At 71.9% G+C, this 16,817-nt stretch carries 14 protein-coding genes; 6 read left to right on the forward strand and 8 right to left on the reverse strand.

Annotated elements, in window-relative coordinates; all coding sequences use genetic code 11:
- Positions 1–84: 84 nt before the first annotated feature.
- The 5 genes from ACFQ3T_RS00150 to ACFQ3T_RS00170 form a co-directional block, all read right to left on the reverse strand.
- On the reverse strand, positions 85–1,416 hold the full coding sequence (locus tag ACFQ3T_RS00150) for an aminotransferase-like domain-containing protein (RefSeq protein ID WP_380718333.1): 1,332 nt from the start codon (positions 1,414–1,416) through the stop codon (positions 85–87).
- A complete protein-coding gene (locus ACFQ3T_RS00155; protein WP_380718335.1) occupies positions 1,413–3,059 on the reverse strand; it encodes a condensation domain-containing protein in 1,647 nt (548 codons plus the stop codon). The genes ACFQ3T_RS00150 and ACFQ3T_RS00155 overlap by 4 nt, the downstream gene beginning before the upstream one ends.
- Before the next feature lie 3 nt (positions 3,060–3,062).
- A complete protein-coding gene (locus ACFQ3T_RS00160; protein WP_380718337.1) occupies positions 3,063–4,709 on the reverse strand; it encodes a class I adenylate-forming enzyme family protein in 1,647 nt (548 codons plus the stop codon).
- Positions 4,710–4,871: 162 nt separating this feature from the next.
- Positions 4,872–5,849 carry an alpha/beta fold hydrolase gene (locus tag ACFQ3T_RS00165; RefSeq protein ID WP_380718339.1) on the reverse strand — a complete coding sequence of 326 codons (978 nt, stop codon included), beginning with the start codon at positions 5,847–5,849 and terminating at the stop codon, positions 4,872–4,874.
- Positions 5,846–6,988, reverse strand: coding sequence for a glycosyltransferase (locus ACFQ3T_RS00170; protein ID WP_380718341.1), 1,143 nt, complete (start codon positions 6,986–6,988; stop codon positions 5,846–5,848). The genes ACFQ3T_RS00165 and ACFQ3T_RS00170 overlap by 4 nt, the downstream gene beginning before the upstream one ends.
- Positions 6,989–7,105: 117 nt before the next feature.
- Between ACFQ3T_RS00170 and ACFQ3T_RS00175 the strand changes: the two genes are divergently transcribed.
- Positions 7,106–8,695: a hypothetical protein gene (locus tag ACFQ3T_RS00175; RefSeq protein ID WP_380718343.1), complete on the forward strand. Its 1,590-nt coding sequence runs from the start codon at positions 7,106–7,108 to the stop codon at positions 8,693–8,695.
- On the opposite strand, the gene ACFQ3T_RS00180 is transcribed toward ACFQ3T_RS00175, so the two are convergent.
- Genes ACFQ3T_RS00180 through ACFQ3T_RS00190 form a run of 3 tightly spaced genes read right to left on the reverse strand, consistent with a single transcriptional unit; the run spans position 8,682 to position 11,579 of the window.
- Positions 8,682–10,094, reverse strand: coding sequence for a condensation domain-containing protein (locus ACFQ3T_RS00180; RefSeq protein ID WP_380718345.1), 1,413 nt, complete (start codon positions 10,092–10,094; stop codon positions 8,682–8,684). The genes ACFQ3T_RS00175 and ACFQ3T_RS00180 overlap by 14 nt on opposite strands.
- Positions 10,087–11,322, reverse strand: a complete 1,236-nt coding sequence (locus ACFQ3T_RS00185) for a beta-ketoacyl-[acyl-carrier-protein] synthase family protein (protein ID WP_380718347.1) — start codon at positions 11,320–11,322, stop codon at positions 10,087–10,089. Before ACFQ3T_RS00185 ends, ACFQ3T_RS00180 begins: the two co-directional genes overlap by 8 nt.
- Positions 11,319–11,579 (reverse strand): phosphopantetheine-binding protein, encoded by a 261-nt coding sequence (locus ACFQ3T_RS00190; RefSeq protein ID WP_380718349.1) that lies wholly within the window; start codon positions 11,577–11,579, stop codon positions 11,319–11,321. The genes ACFQ3T_RS00185 and ACFQ3T_RS00190 overlap by 4 nt, the downstream gene beginning before the upstream one ends.
- Positions 11,580–11,730: 151 nt before the next feature.
- On the opposite strand from ACFQ3T_RS00190, the gene ACFQ3T_RS00195 reads away from it, so the two are divergent.
- From ACFQ3T_RS00195 to ACFQ3T_RS00215, 5 genes are read left to right on the forward strand one after another with little or no spacing between them, the layout of a single operon-like run.
- Positions 11,731–13,140: an AMP-binding protein gene (locus ACFQ3T_RS00195; protein WP_380718351.1), complete on the forward strand. Its 1,410-nt coding sequence runs from the start codon at positions 11,731–11,733 to the stop codon at positions 13,138–13,140.
- Positions 13,140–13,916: an alpha/beta hydrolase family protein gene (locus tag ACFQ3T_RS00200; protein ID WP_380718353.1), complete on the forward strand. Its 777-nt coding sequence runs from the start codon at positions 13,140–13,142 to the stop codon at positions 13,914–13,916. Before ACFQ3T_RS00195 ends, ACFQ3T_RS00200 begins: the two co-directional genes overlap by 1 nt.
- On the forward strand, positions 13,910–14,419 hold the full coding sequence (locus ACFQ3T_RS00205) for a phosphopantetheine-binding protein (RefSeq protein ID WP_380718355.1): 510 nt from the start codon (positions 13,910–13,912) through the stop codon (positions 14,417–14,419). Before ACFQ3T_RS00200 ends, ACFQ3T_RS00205 begins: the two co-directional genes overlap by 7 nt.
- A 2-nt stretch (positions 14,420–14,421) precedes the next feature.
- Positions 14,422–15,891 (forward strand): AMP-binding protein, encoded by a 1,470-nt coding sequence (locus tag ACFQ3T_RS00210; RefSeq protein WP_380718357.1) that lies wholly within the window; start codon positions 14,422–14,424, stop codon positions 15,889–15,891.
- Positions 15,888–16,817, forward strand: coding sequence for a thioesterase domain-containing protein (locus tag ACFQ3T_RS00215; protein ID WP_380718358.1), 930 nt, complete (start codon positions 15,888–15,890; stop codon positions 16,815–16,817). The genes ACFQ3T_RS00210 and ACFQ3T_RS00215 overlap by 4 nt, the downstream gene beginning before the upstream one ends.

Genomic DNA, 16,817 nt, shown 5'->3' on the forward strand with positions numbered 1-16,817 from the left:
CTTTCGACTCAGCCGCGGACCGAGTGAGCCGAATCGTACGTCAGGATTCACCCGACGCGCCATCGGCCAATCGGCCGTGATGAATCATCGGGTTCCCCGATCGGCCCGCCGGTCATTGATCAATGCAGCCAGCCGATCGAGACTGCGGTCGATCAGGTCGACCGATACGACACTGCAGGAAAGGCGCAGGGCGCGGACTTCCGAACTGTCGTCGTAGAAATGCCCCATTGGGGTCCACAGCACGCCGTAGTCGCGGGCGGAGCGTTCCAGGAGCGCGTCGTCGACCACGAACGGGACGGTGACCACGACGAAGAACCCACCGGTCGGCACGGTCCAGGTGACGTCCGTGCCGGGCGGGAAGCGCTCGGCCAGCCCGGTCACGAGGTGCCGCAGGTTCCGGTCGTAGAGCTGCCGCTCCGGCGCGGTCGCCGTGGTGAGGCGGCAGCCGTGTGCCAGCAGCTTGCCGCCGACGACGGCCTGCGCGATCGGCGAGGTGTTCACCGTCAGCATGCTCTTGATCTTGGACAGCTGGTCCGCGAACAGGCCGACCACGCCGTCGGCGCCGACCACCCGCTGGTCGGCGACCGCGTAGCCCACCCGGGCGCCGGGCAGCACGGACTTGGCGAAGGAGCCCAGGTAGACGACCCGCCGGTCCTCGTCCAGGGCTTTGAGCGTGGGTATCCGGTCCGAGTCGCCGTGGAACAGCCCGTAGGGGTTGTCCTCGATCAGCAGGACGTCCTCGGCGGCGGCCACCTCCAGCAGTCGCCGCCTGGTCGCCACGTCCAGGCTCAGCCCCGACGGGTTGGCGAAGTCGGGCACCACGTAGCAGGCGCGCGGCCTGCGACCGGCGGCGCGCTCCCGCCGGATCACGGCGACCAGGTCGTCCACGTCGACCCCGTGCTCGCCGGTGCGCACCGGGCGGACGGGCAGGTCGACAAGCCGCGCCGCGCCGGTCAATCCGACGTAGGTCGGTGACACCGCGAGCAGGACGTCACACTCGTCGGCGCGCAGCGCGCGCAGCACGAGGAACATCGCCTCCTGGCACCCCGCGGTGACCACCACCGATTCCGGGTCGATCGCGATGCCCTCGTCCAGCCGCAGGTTTTCCGCGACCAGTTCGTGGATGATCCCCTTGGTCCGACCGTACTGCAATACGGTGCGCCGCACCTGTTCTTCGGTCCGCCCGAGCTCTTGTGCGAGATAGCGGCAGAACTCACGCAGATATCGGTGCACGTCCTCCAGGTCGAAGAACTCCTCGCTCGGCCGGCCGGCCGCCAGCGGTATCGCCTCCGGATAGTGGATCGCGACCTCGTTGAGGAAATTCATCGAGTTGAGCGCCGGGTCCTCCAACGCGCCGAACAACGTCGCGGTGGTCAGGTCCGCGATGTTCTCCGCGGTGACCGGCGGTGTGCTCACCGGAGGTCCCCCTCCGTGGTCCGACGGCGCTCGCGGGCGGCCACGACCGCGCGCAGCAGGTCGTCCAGCTCGTCGTCGGAGAGGTCGGCCAGCGCGGCGTCGCGGGCGGTGTCGTCGGGCGGGTCGGGAGCGAGTTCGGCCGACACGACCTCGGCGAGGGCCGCGATCGTGGGCGAGGTGACGATGCGGTCCATCGGCAGGGTGACGCCGTAGAGGTCGGCGATGCGGGCGGCGAACCGGACCGCGGTCAGCGACCCGCTGCCGCGGGCGAACAGGTTGTCGTGCGGGCCGATCGGTTCGGTGGTGCGCAGGAGCTCAGCCCAGATCCCGGCCATGGTCTCCTCGATCCGGTCACGCGACGGCACCGGGTCCTCGTCCGCCTCCGGCTCCGCAGTGACGGGCCTGACCACGCCGTTCGGCGACGGCTCGGTCACCGCCGACCAGTCCCCCTCGGGAGCGGGCACCGGTAGCTCCGCCACCGCGGTGTCCGCGGAGGCGTGCTCCAGCACCGCCACCACCGACCGCAGCAACCAGGCGGCGAACCCCGGGTCGGTGCGGTGCTCCAGGGTCAGCGTGCCGCGCTCGTCCGCCCGCAGGTCGAGGTCGGCTTCGGCGGTGCCCGTCAGGACGGCGTGGCCGCGCACGGTCACGCCGGGCAGGTCCAGCGCCGGTGCGGCACGCGGCCCGAAGGTGAACCGCGGCGCGGACAGGTCGACCTCGAGTTCCTCGGCGAGCTTCGTCAGCGGGACCTCGTCGTGCGACACCGCGTGCGCGGTGGCGTTCCGCACCCGGACCAGCAGGTCGCCGAACGCCGGTTCGCCCGCCAGGGACACCCGGACGGGGACCGCGTCGGCGAACGGGCCCGCGATCGGCTCCAGCTCCACCCGCACGCGACCGCTCACCGGCACTTCGACCACGAGGTCGTCCACCCGGGCGTACCGGGACAGCACCACGGCGTACGCGGCGAGGGAGACCGTGGACAAGGTGGCTCCGACGCCTTCCGCCACGTCGACCAGTCGTCGGACCGCGGCGGGGTCGACCGCCGCCGTCACCCGGTCGGCACGGTGTCCGGTCGGGAGCCGCAGTGGTGCGGGCACGTCACGCAACACCTCGCGCCAGTGCTCCAACTGACGCGCCAACTCCTCGCCGTCCAACCGCTCACGCTGCCACACGGCGTAATCCCCGTAGTCCATCCACGACGGAGGCAGCTCGGACAGCCCTTCGCCGTACACAGTGGACAAATCGGCGATCAGCATCGCCAGTGCGGAGCGGTCGGCGATGACCCGGTGCGCCACCAGCGCGAACAGGAACGCGTCCGCGCCGACCTCGATCACCGAGGCCCTCAGCAACGGCTCACGGGAGAGGTCGAACGGCTGCCCGACCAGCGCCGCGGCCATCGACTCGGCCCGTTCGACGTCACCGGGCACGACGACGTGCTCCACCACCACGCGACCGGTCTCCGAGACGACCTGCTCGCCGGAGGCGCTGACGCTCGTCCGGAGCGTCGGGTGCCGGGCGACCACGACGTCCATCGCCCGTTGCAGCGCGACGGGATCGACCGGACCGTCCAGCCAGGTCGCGTGGGACAGGGGCTCGGGCAGCGACAGTGCGTGCTCCTGCGCGAACGACAGCGGATACCGCACGAACTACCTCCCGTGGGGCGCGTCCGCCAGAGCCCGTTGCCGCATGAGGAACTTGCGGACCTTCCCGGTCGGCCCGACCGTCAGCTGCGCGTCGGGCACCACGTCGACCCGGCGCACCGTGCGCGCCACCGCCTCGCCGACCGCGGCGCGGACCTCCTCACCCCGGTCCAGCGCGGGGTCGGCGCCCTCGTGCAGCACCAGCAGCACGTCGGTGATCGGCAGACCGTCCTCCCGCCTGGTCGCCAGGACCGTGCAGTCGCGGACGTCCGGGCACCGGGCGAGGATGCGCTCCTCGGTCAACGCGGTGTAGAGCCAGTTCCCGTCGCCGAGGTCCACCGCGTCGTTGGCCCGGTCGAGGTGGTAGTAATAGCCCTCCTCGTCCCGGTACATCAGGTCACCGGTCAGGTAGTAGCCGTTGAGGCGGTTGCGGTAGGTGGCGGTGGAGTCGTTCCAGTAGCCGGGCGCGAGCGTCGGCGACTTGAGCCCGCACTGACCGACCTGGCCCACCGGCACCTCCTCGCCCGTCGTCACGTCCAGCAACGCCACTTCCGCGAACGGGTACGGCTTGCCGACGCAGCGGTCGTAGCGGTCGCTGCCGAGCCGGTGGCTCATGGCGAACGCGGCGTGGCCCATCTCGGTCGAGCCCAGCGTGTCGATGAACTTCGAGCCCGGCGCGTCGACCACGCCGTCCGCCGTCCACACGGGGTGGCTGCCGACCGCGACGAGCTTGCGGATGTGCGCCTCGTGCGCGCAGTCGCCGGTGCTGGACCAGTTGCGCACCGAGTGCAGGTCGCGCCGGGACAGGTCGAACCGAGCCAGCTCCGCCCAGGTGACCGCGAAACCGAACACCCCGGTGGGCCGCCACCGCTCGATGGCGTCCAGGACCACCTCGCCGCTGTGCTCGAACGGCCCGCCCTGCCCGGACAGGCACAGCAGCTCGTAGCCGTTGCACAGCGCCTGGTTCACCACGATGATCCCGGCGGCGTGCGCGGCGGGCAGCACGGACAGCTCGCGCACCTGCCCGTGCGGCCTGGCTTCGGTGAGCCGCACCGCGCGCACCGCGGCGAACAGGGAGTGGTGCGAGTGCACGACCGGCGTCGGCATCCGGGTGGTGCCCGACGAGTGCGTGATCGCCACCGGGTCGTCGCCGTGGTGGCGGTAGGGCGGGGGCGCCTGGGCGGGGTCACCGGTGCCGGTCTCCGCGGCGTCACCCAGGACCGGCACGCCCAGTTCGTGGTCCCGCAGCGCGGCGTGGTCGGCGTCGACCAGCACGCCGACGCCGCGCAGCCGGCGGACGAACTCCGCGGCGACCTCGATCGGCATGCTCCCGTTCATCAGCGCCGGGATCGCACCGAGGTGGTTGAGCGCGAAGAAGTTGAGGAACACGTCGGCCGCCGACGTGACGAACACGGCGACGGGGTCACGTCGGCCGATCCCCTTGCGGGCGAACCAGTCCGCGCGCGCGGCGACCCGTTCGGCCAGGTCGCGCAGCGACAGCGGCGTCCACGCGGGGATGCCGTCCACGTCGACGTCGAAGGTCAGCCGGGGGGCGTCCAGGTCGGCGCCGTGCTCCAGCAGCATGGGCAGCACGTTGCCCGCGCCGACCCGCATGTCCTGTGCCAGCGCGGTGCGCAGGTTCGCCCGACTCATCAGACCTCCCGTTTGCGGAGAACAGTGGACCATCGAACGGAAGACACCAAGCCGGGTTCCCGCATCGGCGGCGGTGGGGCGGTGGCGCTCGGCGAACTGCGGCGGTGGCGATCGCCGGTCTCGTGAACCTGGCGACCGCGGGCGCGGGCGTGTGCACCGAGACTAGGTTCGCGATTCCCCTGTGGCAATCAGGCTTTCGGACGTGTCCGCAGTGGCTGCGGAAGACTTCGGGTTCCCGGCCAGCCGGGCCGTGATCGCGGCGCCGATCCGCGCGACCGGCTCCGGCAGCAGCATGTGCTCGTGCAGGCAGTCCACTTCGACCACGTCGACCGGTCCGCTCACGCAGTCGTCCCACGAAGCCACCTTCGCCTCGGTGGTCTCCTCGTCCTCGGTGGCGGACAGGAACAGCACCGGGCAGCGGACCCGACCGGGACGGTGGCGTTGTGCCACCGCGAGGTTGTTCCGGATCACGTGCGGCAAGGCGAGCAGTTGGCGATCCGGCCAGTCGTGCAGCCCCAGCCCGGGCCGACCGCGGACCACCTCCAGCATCCGGCGCACCGGGTCGGGGTCGTCCGGCTCGACCACCGGCTGGTAGCCGAGCTCGCGGAGCACGAAGTCGCACACCAGCCACAGGTCGTCATCGGCCACGCTGAGGCTGTTCGGCAGGCCGGGCAGCGTGTCACCGATGACGAGCAGGCCTACCTCGTGGCCGCGGCGCTCCAGTTCCTCGGCGATCGCGTGCGCCGTGTTGCCGCCGATCGACCACCCGAACAGGTGGTACGGGCCGTGCGGCTGGGTAAGCCTGATCCGGTCGGCGAAGTCCCGCGCCACCTCGGCCATGTCCACCGGGAGCGGTTCGGGCCTGCGCAGACCGCGCAGTTGCAGGCCGTACACCGGGTGCTCGGGCGCGAGGTGCGGCAGCAGCGCGAGGTAGCACCAGCTCGCACCGACCAACGGCGGCGCGCAGAACAGCGCGGGGCCGGCACCGCCCTCCCGCAGCGGCAGCACCAGGTCCAGGACGCCACCGGCGCGGCGGATGTCGGCCCGCCGCTGTCTCGCCCACGCGAACTCCTCGGCCGCCGGCAGCGCCTTCACCCTGGACCCGTCCACCGGACCGTCCTCCCGCTCGCGTGTGGTCACGTGCCGGACGCCAACTCGACCAGGTGGGCGGCGGCGGCCGCCGCGCCACCGGCGGCGGTGAACTCCGCCCCGATCCGACGGGCGTTGCGCCGGTAGTCCGGCTCGTCGAGCACCGCCCGCACGGCGGCGTCCAGTTCGGCCACTGTGACGTCGAGGATCGGCACCTCGATGCCCGCGCCCGACCGGGCCACCTGCCGCGCCAGCGCCACTTGCTCGGCCCGTACGGGCGCGACGACCATCGGCACCCCGAAGGTGAGCGCTTCGTTGACGGCGCCACCCGCGTGGCACACCACCGCGTCCAGCTTCGGCATCAGGTCGAGCATCGGCACCAGCTCGGCGGTGATGGCGTCGTCCGGGAAGGACTCCGCGGCCACACCCGAAGTCACGAACACCGCCTGCACCTCGTCCGCCATGGGTGCGAGCACCGCGGCGGCCCGGTCGTAGAAGTCGCCGATCATGTGGCCGACCAGCGTGCCGACCGTCACCAGCACGTGCCTGCGGTCGGGATCCCAGCGGTGCCAGGGGAAATCGGGCGCGTTCGGCCGGGTGCCCAGTGCCGCGCCGGTGAGCACGCAGCGGTCCGGCAGCACGGCGTCGCCCACGAGTCCGGGCGTCATCAGGGCGATCACCAAGTGCGGCGAGAACCGGGGGTCGATCGGCTCGTCGGACAGGCCCGCCATCGCCACCGCCTGCGCCATCTTGTCGGCCAGGTAGTCCTCGAACCCGACGAGGTCTTCGGGCGGGGTCAGCTCCAGCGTGCCCGTGCACAGGGTCGCCCACGGAATGCCGTGCCGGTGCGCCACCAACGCACCGGCCAGCGCGTACTGCTCGGTGACGACGACGTCCGGCTTGTGCTCCAGCACAGCTTCATCGACGGGGCCGAGGGTGAAGCGGGTGAACGGGATCAGGTACCCGTCCCACATCGCCCGCACGCCGGCCATGCCCATCTCGTCGTAGCGGCGATAAGCCCGTGCGCCGGTGGGGTGCACGATCACGTCCGGACCGACCAGCGGGCGCAGCACGTTCTCCGGACCGCACCAGACGACGTCGTGACCCGCGCGGGCGAGTTCCTGCCCGATCGCGAGCATGGGGTAGAGGTGGCCTTGCAGCGGCAGTACGACCAGCAGGAACCGCGACACCGCAACATGGTGGCACACATTGACGTTCCCCGGAACGACGTGGTGGGATCCCGAAGTGTGACCGCTCTCGACGCGGTGTCGGTGTACACACCGGCTTTCCGCGTTCCCCTCGAGGACTTGGCCGACCCGCTCGGCCTGACCGACATCCAGGTCAGGCTCTTCCGGAGGTTCCACGGGCTCGACCAGGTCCGGTTCGACCCGGACCGGTCGCCCGCCGAGCTGTTGCGCGCCGCCGTGGAAGGGCTCGCCGAGCTGCGCGGCCAGGAGCACCGGGTCCGGTACGTGATCCACGGCCGCGCGATGCCGGTCGTCGTGCCGTACCCGCACAACCCGCTGCACGACGTCTGCCGTGAGCTGGGACTCGGTCACGCGCTGGCTTTCACCGTCACGCAACAGAGTTGCGCGAGCGGGCTGCTGGCGGTCGAGCTGGCCGGTCGGCTGCTCGCCCGCGACCCGGACGACGCCTTGGCGTTGGTGCTGACGGGCGAGAAGGCGTTCACCCGCCACGCCCGGCTGATTCCCGGCACGTCGCTGTTCGGCGAGGGCGCGTCCGCGTGCCTGGTGAGCGCCAACGGGCCGCGCGACCGGATGTTGTCCTTCGTGTGCGCCCAACGCGGTGAATTCGACGGCGAGTTCGGCGACCAAGAGGAAGAGTTCCAACGCCAGTACCGCCCGTCCTTGGCCGAGGTGATCAACCGGGCCGTCGCCGACGCGGGGCTCACCCTGGACGACATCCGGTTGGTCCTGCCGCACAACGTCAACGGAGCTGCTGCTGGAGGTGGAGGAGCAGCTCGGCATCCAGATCGACGTGGAGCGGATGCGCCCGGACGAGTTGCTGACCGTCGGCGAGCTGGCCACGTTCATCGCCGGCCACAGCCGGCCCTGGTGATGCGTCTGGTCCGCGCGGGGCGCAGGGCTTTCACCGGCAACGCCGACGTCCTCGCCGACGACGACCACCGCGCGCAGGTGACCGACTACTTCGCGGACCTCGTCCGACCCTTCGACGCCGGACCCGTCACCGACCTGTCCGGCCAGTCCTACGGCGAGATGGCGAAGGCGTTGGTGTCGGACGTCGTGCCCCCGACGGAGCCGGTCGACCTGCTGGTGCTGGCGTTCTCGATCCACGACGTGTGGCCGGGCCGGGCGACGGCGACCTACCTCAGCCACGTCTGCCCCGGCACGCCGATGTCGTTCGCCGTGTGCGACCAGGGCAGCGCGTCGCCGTTCACCGGTTTGCGGTTGATCGGCGACTACGGCGTGCGGCGGGCGCTGCTGGTCGTGGTCGAACAGGCCGCACTGCCCTACGAGTCGGCGGCGGCGACACCGTTGGCACACCGGGGCGTGGCCATGTTGTACGAGGGGGGCGCGGGTGCTCGGGCTACCGAGGTGCTCCAGTACCCCGACGTGGGGCCGGATACCGTAGCCGAACTGGCTCGGCGAGGGGTGGCCGAGCTGTCGGCCGGCCACCCCGGCGCACGGGTCGCGCTGAGCGACTCGCTCGCCGCGGTGTGGCCGGACCACCCCGACCACACCCGCGCGCCGGCCGGGCAGCCCGCGACGGGTGTGTGGTGGGATCTGGCCGGTGCGCAAGAGGACACGGTGCTGGCGGGCGACTACGACCCGGAACTGCGCTACCTCTGCCTCGCCCGGGTCGCGGCCGATCAGTCCTCAGTGGACTGGTCGGCTGCCTCGGTCAGGCGCCGGTGACGGCCGGTCGGGGTTGTGCGCCGGTCGGCACGTCCGACCGGAACGCGGCCTCGACGGCCACCTCCTCCACCGCGTACAACATCGCTTCCACCTGCTCGGGCGGGAAGACCTCGGTGTCGTTGACCACCTGGAGGTACACGGCGTCCGGGTGGTCCTCGATGTTGACGAACAGCTGGTCGGTCCACCGGTAGACGAACTTGTGCCACATGACCTGCGTTTCGGGGAGCTTGGCCCTGATCTCGTCCTCGGTGAGGGGCGCGGCGTCCGCCACCGCGTCGGCCTGGGCCCTGGTGCTGAACCGCCGGTCGTTGATCCGGCACGTGATCCGGGCCGGGTAGCCGCGTTCGGCGTCCAGGCGCGCGGCCAGCTCCGCCAACTGGTCGGGGTCGTAGTAGGAGTTCATCAGGGCCGCGGTGCTGGCCTGGCGCGCCTGCGCGATCACGTCGTCGACCGTGCCGTCGAGGTCGAGGGTGAGCACGGCGTTCTGGACCACCGAGCCGATGACATCGGCCAACCCGGGCCGGTACCGGTTGCCCGCGGCCACGTGCAAGGTCAGCGGGTTGACGCCGGTGGTCCGGGCGATCGCGGTGGCGATCACCGCGAGCAACACCCGTCCGGTGTCCGTGCGGGTCCGCCGGGCGATCTCGACCACGGCCAAGTAGGCGGCCCGCGACTGGAACCGCACGTTGCGGCACCGCCGCCCCGCCTCGTAGTCCGGCGCACCCGACCCGCCGAACGTCAGCGGTGGCAGGGAACGGAGGTGGCCCTCCCAGTAGCGCATCGCCCGGTCGCTGACCCGCCGCAACTCCGGCGTCGCCTCCCGACGGGCGAGGTCGGCGAGCCGCACCGCGTCCGGGTCCACCGGGCGGCCGACCAGCTCGCCGAGGTCGAGGTCGGTCATGAGCAGCAACCCGCCCACGCCGTCCACGACCATGTGGCCGAGGGTGAGCACCAGGTACACCGCTTCGCCCCGGTACTGCATCACGCCCATGCGCAGCGGCCACGGGGTGTGCTCTTCCAGCGGGGCCGCCATCCACTTGAGCCACAGTCTGTTGCCGTGGTCGACGGCATCGGTGCGGTCGAGGTGGTCGGCGAAGGTCATGACTTCCAGGTCGATCTCGCCCGACCCGTGCACCACCTGGCACGGCTTGCCCTCGTCGTCGGTGCCGAACCGCGTCCGCAGCGCGGGGTGCTTGCTCATCAGCCGGCTCAGCCGATCGGCGACGTCGGCGACGGTGAGGCCCTCCGGCAGGTGGTGCGCACCGCTGATGTTGTAGGTCCAGTCGCTGTTGCGCATGTCGTGGAGGATGGTCTTCTGCCCCCAGGTCAGCGGCGCGGTTCCCGTTCCGGGCCCGGAGAACGGCACGGGCACCAGGTCGTGGACGATCCGTTTACCCATCGGCTCTCCCGAAGATCACGCTCACGTTGTGGCCACCGAAGCCGAACGAGTTGGACATGACCGCGCCCACCGCGGCGGGCAGCGCCTCACCGCGGACGTGGTTGAGGTCGCAGGCCGAGTCGGGATCGTCCAGGTTGCGGGTCGGTGGGAGCAGCCCCTTGCGCATGGCGACGATGCCGATCGCCGCTTCGACCACACCCGACGCGCCGAGCATGTGCCCGGTGACACCCTTGGTCGAGCTGACCGGCGGCATGGCGTCGCCGTACACGCCGCGGATCGCCGCCGCCTCAGCGGAATCACCCGCCTTCGTGCCCGTGCCGTGCGCGTTGAGGTAGTCGATGTCACCTGTGGACAGTCCGGCATCCCGAAGTGCGATCCGCATGCTACGCGCCGCGCTGGAGCCGTCGGGCCGGGGCGTGGTCGGGTGGTGCGCGTCGCTCGTCGCACCCCAGCCGAGCACCTCGGCGTGCACTGCCGCGCCGCGCGCCCGCGCGAAGTCGGACCGCTCCAGCACGAGCACGCCAGCGCCCTCACCGAGCACGAAACCGTTGCGGCGCCGGTCGAACGGGCGGCTCGCGGTGGTCGGGTCGGGCCAACCGCGGGCGAGGGCGAGCGCGTTGCCGAAGGCGTCGGCGAACGTCGGGAACAGCGGTGCCTCGGTGCACCCGCACACCACCACGTCCGCTTCGCCCGCCCGGAGGATGCGCATCGCCTCGCCGATGGACTGCCCACCGGCGGCGCACGCCGTGCCGGAGGACGACGTGTACCCCCGGATGCCGAACTTGATGGCGACCCGCGCCGCGGCCATGTTGGGCAGCACGCCGGGCAGCAGCAACGGGCTCACGCCCAGCCGGCCGCGCCGGGACCGCTCCACGGCTTGTTCCGCGAGCGTCGCGAGCCCGCCGACCCCGGAGAGCACCACCGCGACGCGGTACGGGTCGACGTCGCGGCCGATCTCGATCCCGGCGTCGGCCAGGGCGTCGTCCGCAGCCCGCACGGCCATCACGATCGAGCGGTCCACGACGCGCGATTCCTTCGGCGGCAGAACGCTTTCCGGGTCGATGGCCGGTCCGATCGCGGCCGCGTCGAGCACGCCGTGCAGCGGGTGGTCCTCCGGCGGGCGCACGATCGCGGACCGACCGGAGCACACCGCCTCGAAGACCTCCTCGACCGCCGCGCCGACCGGACTGACCAGCCCGATCCCCGTCACGGCGACGCTCGCGCTCACGTCGCCGTTGCAGTCTGCGCGCGCCGGGCCACCTCGGCGCAGAACTCGCCGACCGTCATGGCGGCGAACCGCTCGGCCTCGTCCTCGTCGAACCGGACGCCGAAGTGGTCCTCCACCCGCAGCGAGAGCTCGGCCAGGGCCAGCGACTCGAGGTCGGCGCCTGCCGGGCCGAGCACCGTGTCGTCGTCCATGTCGGCGGTGCTGTACTTCATGGCCGTCAACGAGTCGAAAAGGAACTGGCGGATCTCAGAATTCATGGCGGCACTTCCCCTCTCCGGGAGGTCAACGGGAATCTGCCCCACGGGGGTCTTGGCCGTCAAGCACGAGGCCGTACCCGAATACGGGCTATGGACCGCGGTTCGGAACAGCCGCAGAATGTGCGCCATGCCCTCGGCGATACTGGATCTCGTGACGCTCGGAGAGGCGCCGCCGGAGTCCCCTGCTGTCCACCTCGTCGGCGGGAAGACGCTGTCGTACGGCGACTTGGCCGCGCTCGTCGGCGAGGCCGAGAGATCACTGCGCCACGACACCAAGGCGTTGGTGCTGTGCGCGGGGGATCGTGACCTGCCCACCCTGTTGACCTACCTGGCCGCGCTGCGGCTCGGCCACACGGTCGCATTCCTTCCCACCTCCTCCGAAATACTTTCGAAGTACCACCCGGAATTCGTCGTGCCGGAGCCCGGCGGCGGGTCGGACCTGGCTGCCCGTGGCTACGTGCCCGTCGGCGAGGTGGGAGGATCGCACGTCTTCCGCAGGCGTTCGGCGCGACCGGCGGGTGACATCTTCCCGGACACGGCGCTGCTGCTGTCGACCTCCGGTACGACGGGGAGCCCCAAGGCGGTGCGGCTGTCGTACGACGCGATGGCCGAGAACGCCGACGCCATCGTCCGCGCGTTGGGCGTCACGTCCGCCGAACGGGCGCCGACCACGTTGCCGATCACCCATGCCTATGGCTTATCGGTGGTGAACAGCCACCTGAGCGCGGGGGCGAGCATCGTGCTGACCGACCGGTCGCCGTTGTCGTTGGCGCTGTGGGACCACGTGACGAGGGCGGGTGCCACCTCGTTCGCCGCCGTGCCGACGACCTACGCGGCGTTCGGACCGGCGCACGTGAACTTGTTGGAACGCACCGAGATCCGCACGATGACCCAAGCGGGCGCACGCCTCGGCGACGAGCTGACGATGCGGCTGGTGCGGATGATGCAGCGGCGGCAGGGCCGGTTCTTCCCCATGTACGGCCAGACCGAGGCCACCTCGCGGATCACGTGCCTTGACCCGGCCGCCCTCCCCGACCGCCTCGGCTCGGTCGGGACGGCGGTGCCCGGCGGCGTCGTCACCATCGCGCCCGTCGAAGCACACGGCCGGGCCGCACCCGGCGAGGGCGCCGTGCACTACCGCGGTCCGGGCGTGATGCTCGGCTACGCGACCGGTCGCGACGACCTCGGCCGAGGGGCCGAGGTGGACGTCCTGGACACGGGCGACCTCGGATACCTGCGCGACGGCTACCTCTACCTCACCGGCCGCACCAAGCGGATCGTCAAGGTGCTCGGTGTCCGCACGAGCCTGGACGACCTGGAGCGGATGGTCGAGCGGTCCGACCACCCGTCCGCCGTGGTCTCCGACGACGACGTGGTGTACCTGTTCGGCGCGGGCGACCCGGATGTGCACGAGCAGCAGCGGCGGCACCTCGCCGAGGCGCTGGGGGTGCCGAGCCGGCACGTGGCGGTCCGCCACGTCGACCGCCTGCCGCGGACCCCCGGCGGCAAGGTCGACTACCCGGCGCTGGCGGCGGCCGTGGACGCCCAGGAGGTCGGGTAGTGGAACTGACGCACTGGCGACAGCTGTCCAATCGCGGCCCGGACCTCGTGCTGTGCCTCGACTTCCCTGGCGGACGAGCCGCGGCGGGGTTCGCGGACCTGGCGTCCGGTGTCCCGGTGGACGCCTGCTTCCTGCACATCGCCCAGCCGGGCTCGGGGTCGCTCGACGCGTGCGTCGACCGCTGGGTGGCAGACGTGGCGGCGACCGGCCGCCCGGTGCGCGCGGTGCTGGGGTACTGCGCCGGGTCGTCGCTGGCCACCTGCGTCGCCGATGCCGTCGCCGAGTCGGCGCCCGCGCCGGTGACCCTGCTCTTCGACGCCGCGGCGACCACGGCCGGTTCGTTCGGCGACCAGTTCACGTCCACCATCGAGAGCTCCGCGGACCACCTGACCGCCGAGGAGCTGGACGACGCGCGTGCCTTGGCGGACGGGCTGGTCGAGGCGCACCCGGACGAGCTGCCCCGCATCGCCGCGGCCCTGGTCGACCGGTACGACGCGTTGATGGGCGAGGTCGCCGCCCGGCTGTCGCTCAACCAGTTCTTCCGGCAGCAGCTCACCGGCGGGTTCACCGCTTACGTCGACTACATGCTGCTGGCCGCCCAGGGCCGGTTCGACACGCGCTCCGGGACGCCGTTGTTCGTGTCCTCCAAGGACCACGAGCCGCCCGTGGACGACGTCCGACGCCTCCCGCTGGACTTCGACCACGCCGACCTGCTGCGCGAGCCCGCGGTGCACGACCTCGTCGCTGAACTGCTGATAGGAGAGCGCCCGTGGTGAACGTGGCCGAGATAGCCGACGTCCTGTCCGCGCACCCCGGCGTCAGCCGGGCCGAGGTCGCCGTCGTGCGCCACGACGGCCGTGACGTCACGGTCGCCGCGGTCGAGCTGACCGAGTACCTGAGCGGGCCGGTGCTGCGCAACCACGTGCACCGACAGCTGGGCGAGGACTGCGGGCTCAACGGTGTGTTCGTCGTGGACCAGGTCCCGATGGTGGACGGCGCGGTGGACGCCAAGCAGTTGGCGGCGGCCGTCGCCGACGGCCGGTGCACCCTGTTCGAGGATCCGCGCGACGACGTCGAGCGGCGGGTCGCGGAGATCTGGTCGGCGCAGATGGACGTGCGGCCGGTCGGCGCGACCGACGACTTCCTGGAGCTGGGCGGCGACTCGCTGTCCGCGCTCGGCATCATCGCCGCGCTCGAAGCGGAGTTCGACCGGCCGTTGGACGTGTACGAGTTCATGAGCGCGTCCAACGTCCGGCGGCTGGCCGAGGTCCTGCGGTAGCGATGACCCTCTCCGTGCACCGGCGGATCGCCGACATCGCCCGCGCCGAACCCGGTCGGACGGCCCTGATCGGGTTCGACGCCGACCTGGCCGAGCAGACCATGTCGTGGGGGGAACTCGCCGGGTCGGTTGACGACGCGGTGGCCGCGCTGCGGGCGGCGCTCGACCCGGACGTGCCGTCGTGCGTCGTCGTGGAGGCGGCCAACACCCTGGCCGCGGCGACCGGCATCGCGGCGGCGCTCGCGGCCGAGGTGCCCGTCTTCGCGCTGAACCCGGCCACCCCCGCGTCCGAGCGGGACGTCCTGTTCGGACTGATCGGCCGCCGGTACGGGCACGTCCACCTGATGGACGCCTGGAACCGGCCGGGGCCGCCGATCGTGTCGGCCACGCCGCCGTCGACCCGGGACGGCGCCGCGGCCTACCTGCTGGCGACCGGCGCGAGCACGGGCGTGCCGAAGGTCTCGGCGCGACCGGGGCCGTTGCGCTACGACCCCGCGCGGACGCCGTCGCTGGTGATCCGGCAGACCGGTTGGCGGACCGGCCAGCGGCAGCTCATCGTCGGTCCGCTGTACCACGCGGCGCCGTTCACCGTGTTCGTGGACGCGCTGCTGGACCTGAACACCGTTGTGCTGCAACCGTTCTTCGCTGCGCAGTGGACCGTCGACCTGGTGCGGCAGCGCCGCATCGAGTGGGTGCAGCTGACGCCGACGCACATGCGCGAGATCCTGATGCTCGCCGACGCGGACCCGGCGGCCTTCACCAGCGTGCGCGCGCTCCTGCACACGGCGGCCGCCTGCGACGCGGAGACCAAGCGCGGGTGGATCGACCTGCTCGGCCCCGAGCGGGTCTTCGAGCTGTACGGCGCGACCGAGGGCATCGGCGTGACGCTGGCCCGTGGCGACGAGTGGCTGGCCCGGCCCGGCACCGTCGGGCGCGGTGTGCTGACCCAGCTCCGCGTCCTGGACGACGACGGCAGGCCCGTCGCGCCGGGCGAGGCCGGCACCGTGTTCATGCGCACCCCCCAGCGGGTGGGCCGGTCCGACTACGTCAACGACCAGGTCGTCCGCACCACCCCGGACGGGTTCGCCACGGTGGGCGACCGCGGCAGACTCGACCGCGACGGCTACCTCTACCTGGAACCCCGCGACCACGGCACGATCAACGTCGGTGGTGAGAAGGTCGACCCGAACGAGGTCGAGGCCGCGTTGCTGGCCCACCCCGCGGTGGTGGACGCCGTCGCGCTGGCCGTGCCGCACGGGACCCTTGGGTCGGTGGTCGGCGTGCAGGTGGTGCTGCGACCCGAGGTGAGCGTCCGCAAGGCCGAACTCGCCGCGCACTGCGGCCGGCGCCTGGCCGGCTACAAGATTCCCAAGCACTTCGCGTTCGTCGACCGACTCCCCCGCTCGGCGGCCGGGAAGATCCAGCGCTGGCGGCTCGCCGCCGATCACGAAGGCGGTGCACCCACACCATGAACCCGACCGTGGACGACGTGCTCGACACCGGTTACCGGCACCCCCGCGACCCGGTGGAGCTGTGGCTGGCCCGGCAGTGGCAGGAGGTCATCGGGTTCGCCGTCGGCATCCGGGAGAACTTCTTCGAGCTGGGCGGCAACTCCCTGGACGCGGCGCGGGTCGTCAACGCCGTGTTCGAGGAACTGGGCGTCCAGCTGCCCCTGAACGTGATGACCGAGCACCCCACCGTGGAAGGCCTCGCCGCCCGGCTGCGCGACCACAACGGGCAGCTGTCCGACCCGCTGGTGGAGATCCAGCGCGGCGACGGGACCGCTCCCCCGTTGTTCCTGGTCCACCCGGCCAACGGGCAGGTCGGCCCGTACGCCGGGCTCGCCCAGGCGCTGGGCGAGGAGTTCACCGTGTTCGGGCTCCAGGCGGCCGGGCTCTACTCCGAAGTCGACCCGGTCGCCTCTGCAGGTGCCCTGGCGCAGACCTACGTCGAAGCCGTCCGCGCGACGTGGCCGACCGGCCCCTACCTGCTCGGCGGCTGTTCTACCGGTGCGGCGGTCGCCCACGAGATGGCCGCCCGGCTCACCGAGGACGGCGCCGAGGTTCGGCTGCTGGTCCTGGTCGACGCCGAGCTCCTGGACATCGGACCCCGGTTCGACCAGCCGCCCGGTGACCTGGTCGCGGTCCTGGACCGGTGGAAGGAACTCGACCTCGTGCCGTCGGACGCGACCCCCGAGTTCGTCCGGCGTTCGGCGCGCGTGTGGCAGGCGAACGAGGTCGCCGTCCGCGACTGGGAGCCCCGGCCGTACTCCGGTCCGCTCGACGTCTTCCTCAGCCCGTCGGGAGACCGGCCGGCGTTCGCGGACTGGCCATCGGCGGTGACGCGCGAGCACACGCCGCATGACGTGGCCGGCGCGCTGCGCGGGTTGATCGGCTGA

The organism is Saccharothrix hoggarensis (assembly GCF_042678885.1).
Classification (GTDB): domain Bacteria; phylum Actinomycetota; class Actinomycetes; order Mycobacteriales; family Pseudonocardiaceae; genus Actinosynnema; species Actinosynnema hoggarensis.

Coding starts and splice junctions, on each gene's coding strand:
- ACFQ3T_RS00160 (WP_380718337.1), bottom strand. CDS start 4,709: ATGAGTCGGGCGAACCTGCGCACCGCGCTGGCACAGGACATGCGGGTC.
- ACFQ3T_RS00180 (WP_380718345.1), bottom strand. CDS start 10,094: ATGGGTAAACGGATCGTCCACGACCTGGTGCCCGTGCCGTTCTCCGGG.
- ACFQ3T_RS00190 (WP_380718349.1), bottom strand. CDS start 11,579: ATGAATTCTGAGATCCGCCAGTTCCTTTTCGACTCGTTGACGGCCATG.
- ACFQ3T_RS00210 (WP_380718357.1), top strand. CDS start 14,422: ATGACCCTCTCCGTGCACCGGCGGATCGCCGACATCGCCCGCGCCGAA.
- ACFQ3T_RS00215 (WP_380718358.1), top strand. CDS start 15,888: ATGAACCCGACCGTGGACGACGTGCTCGACACCGGTTACCGGCACCCC.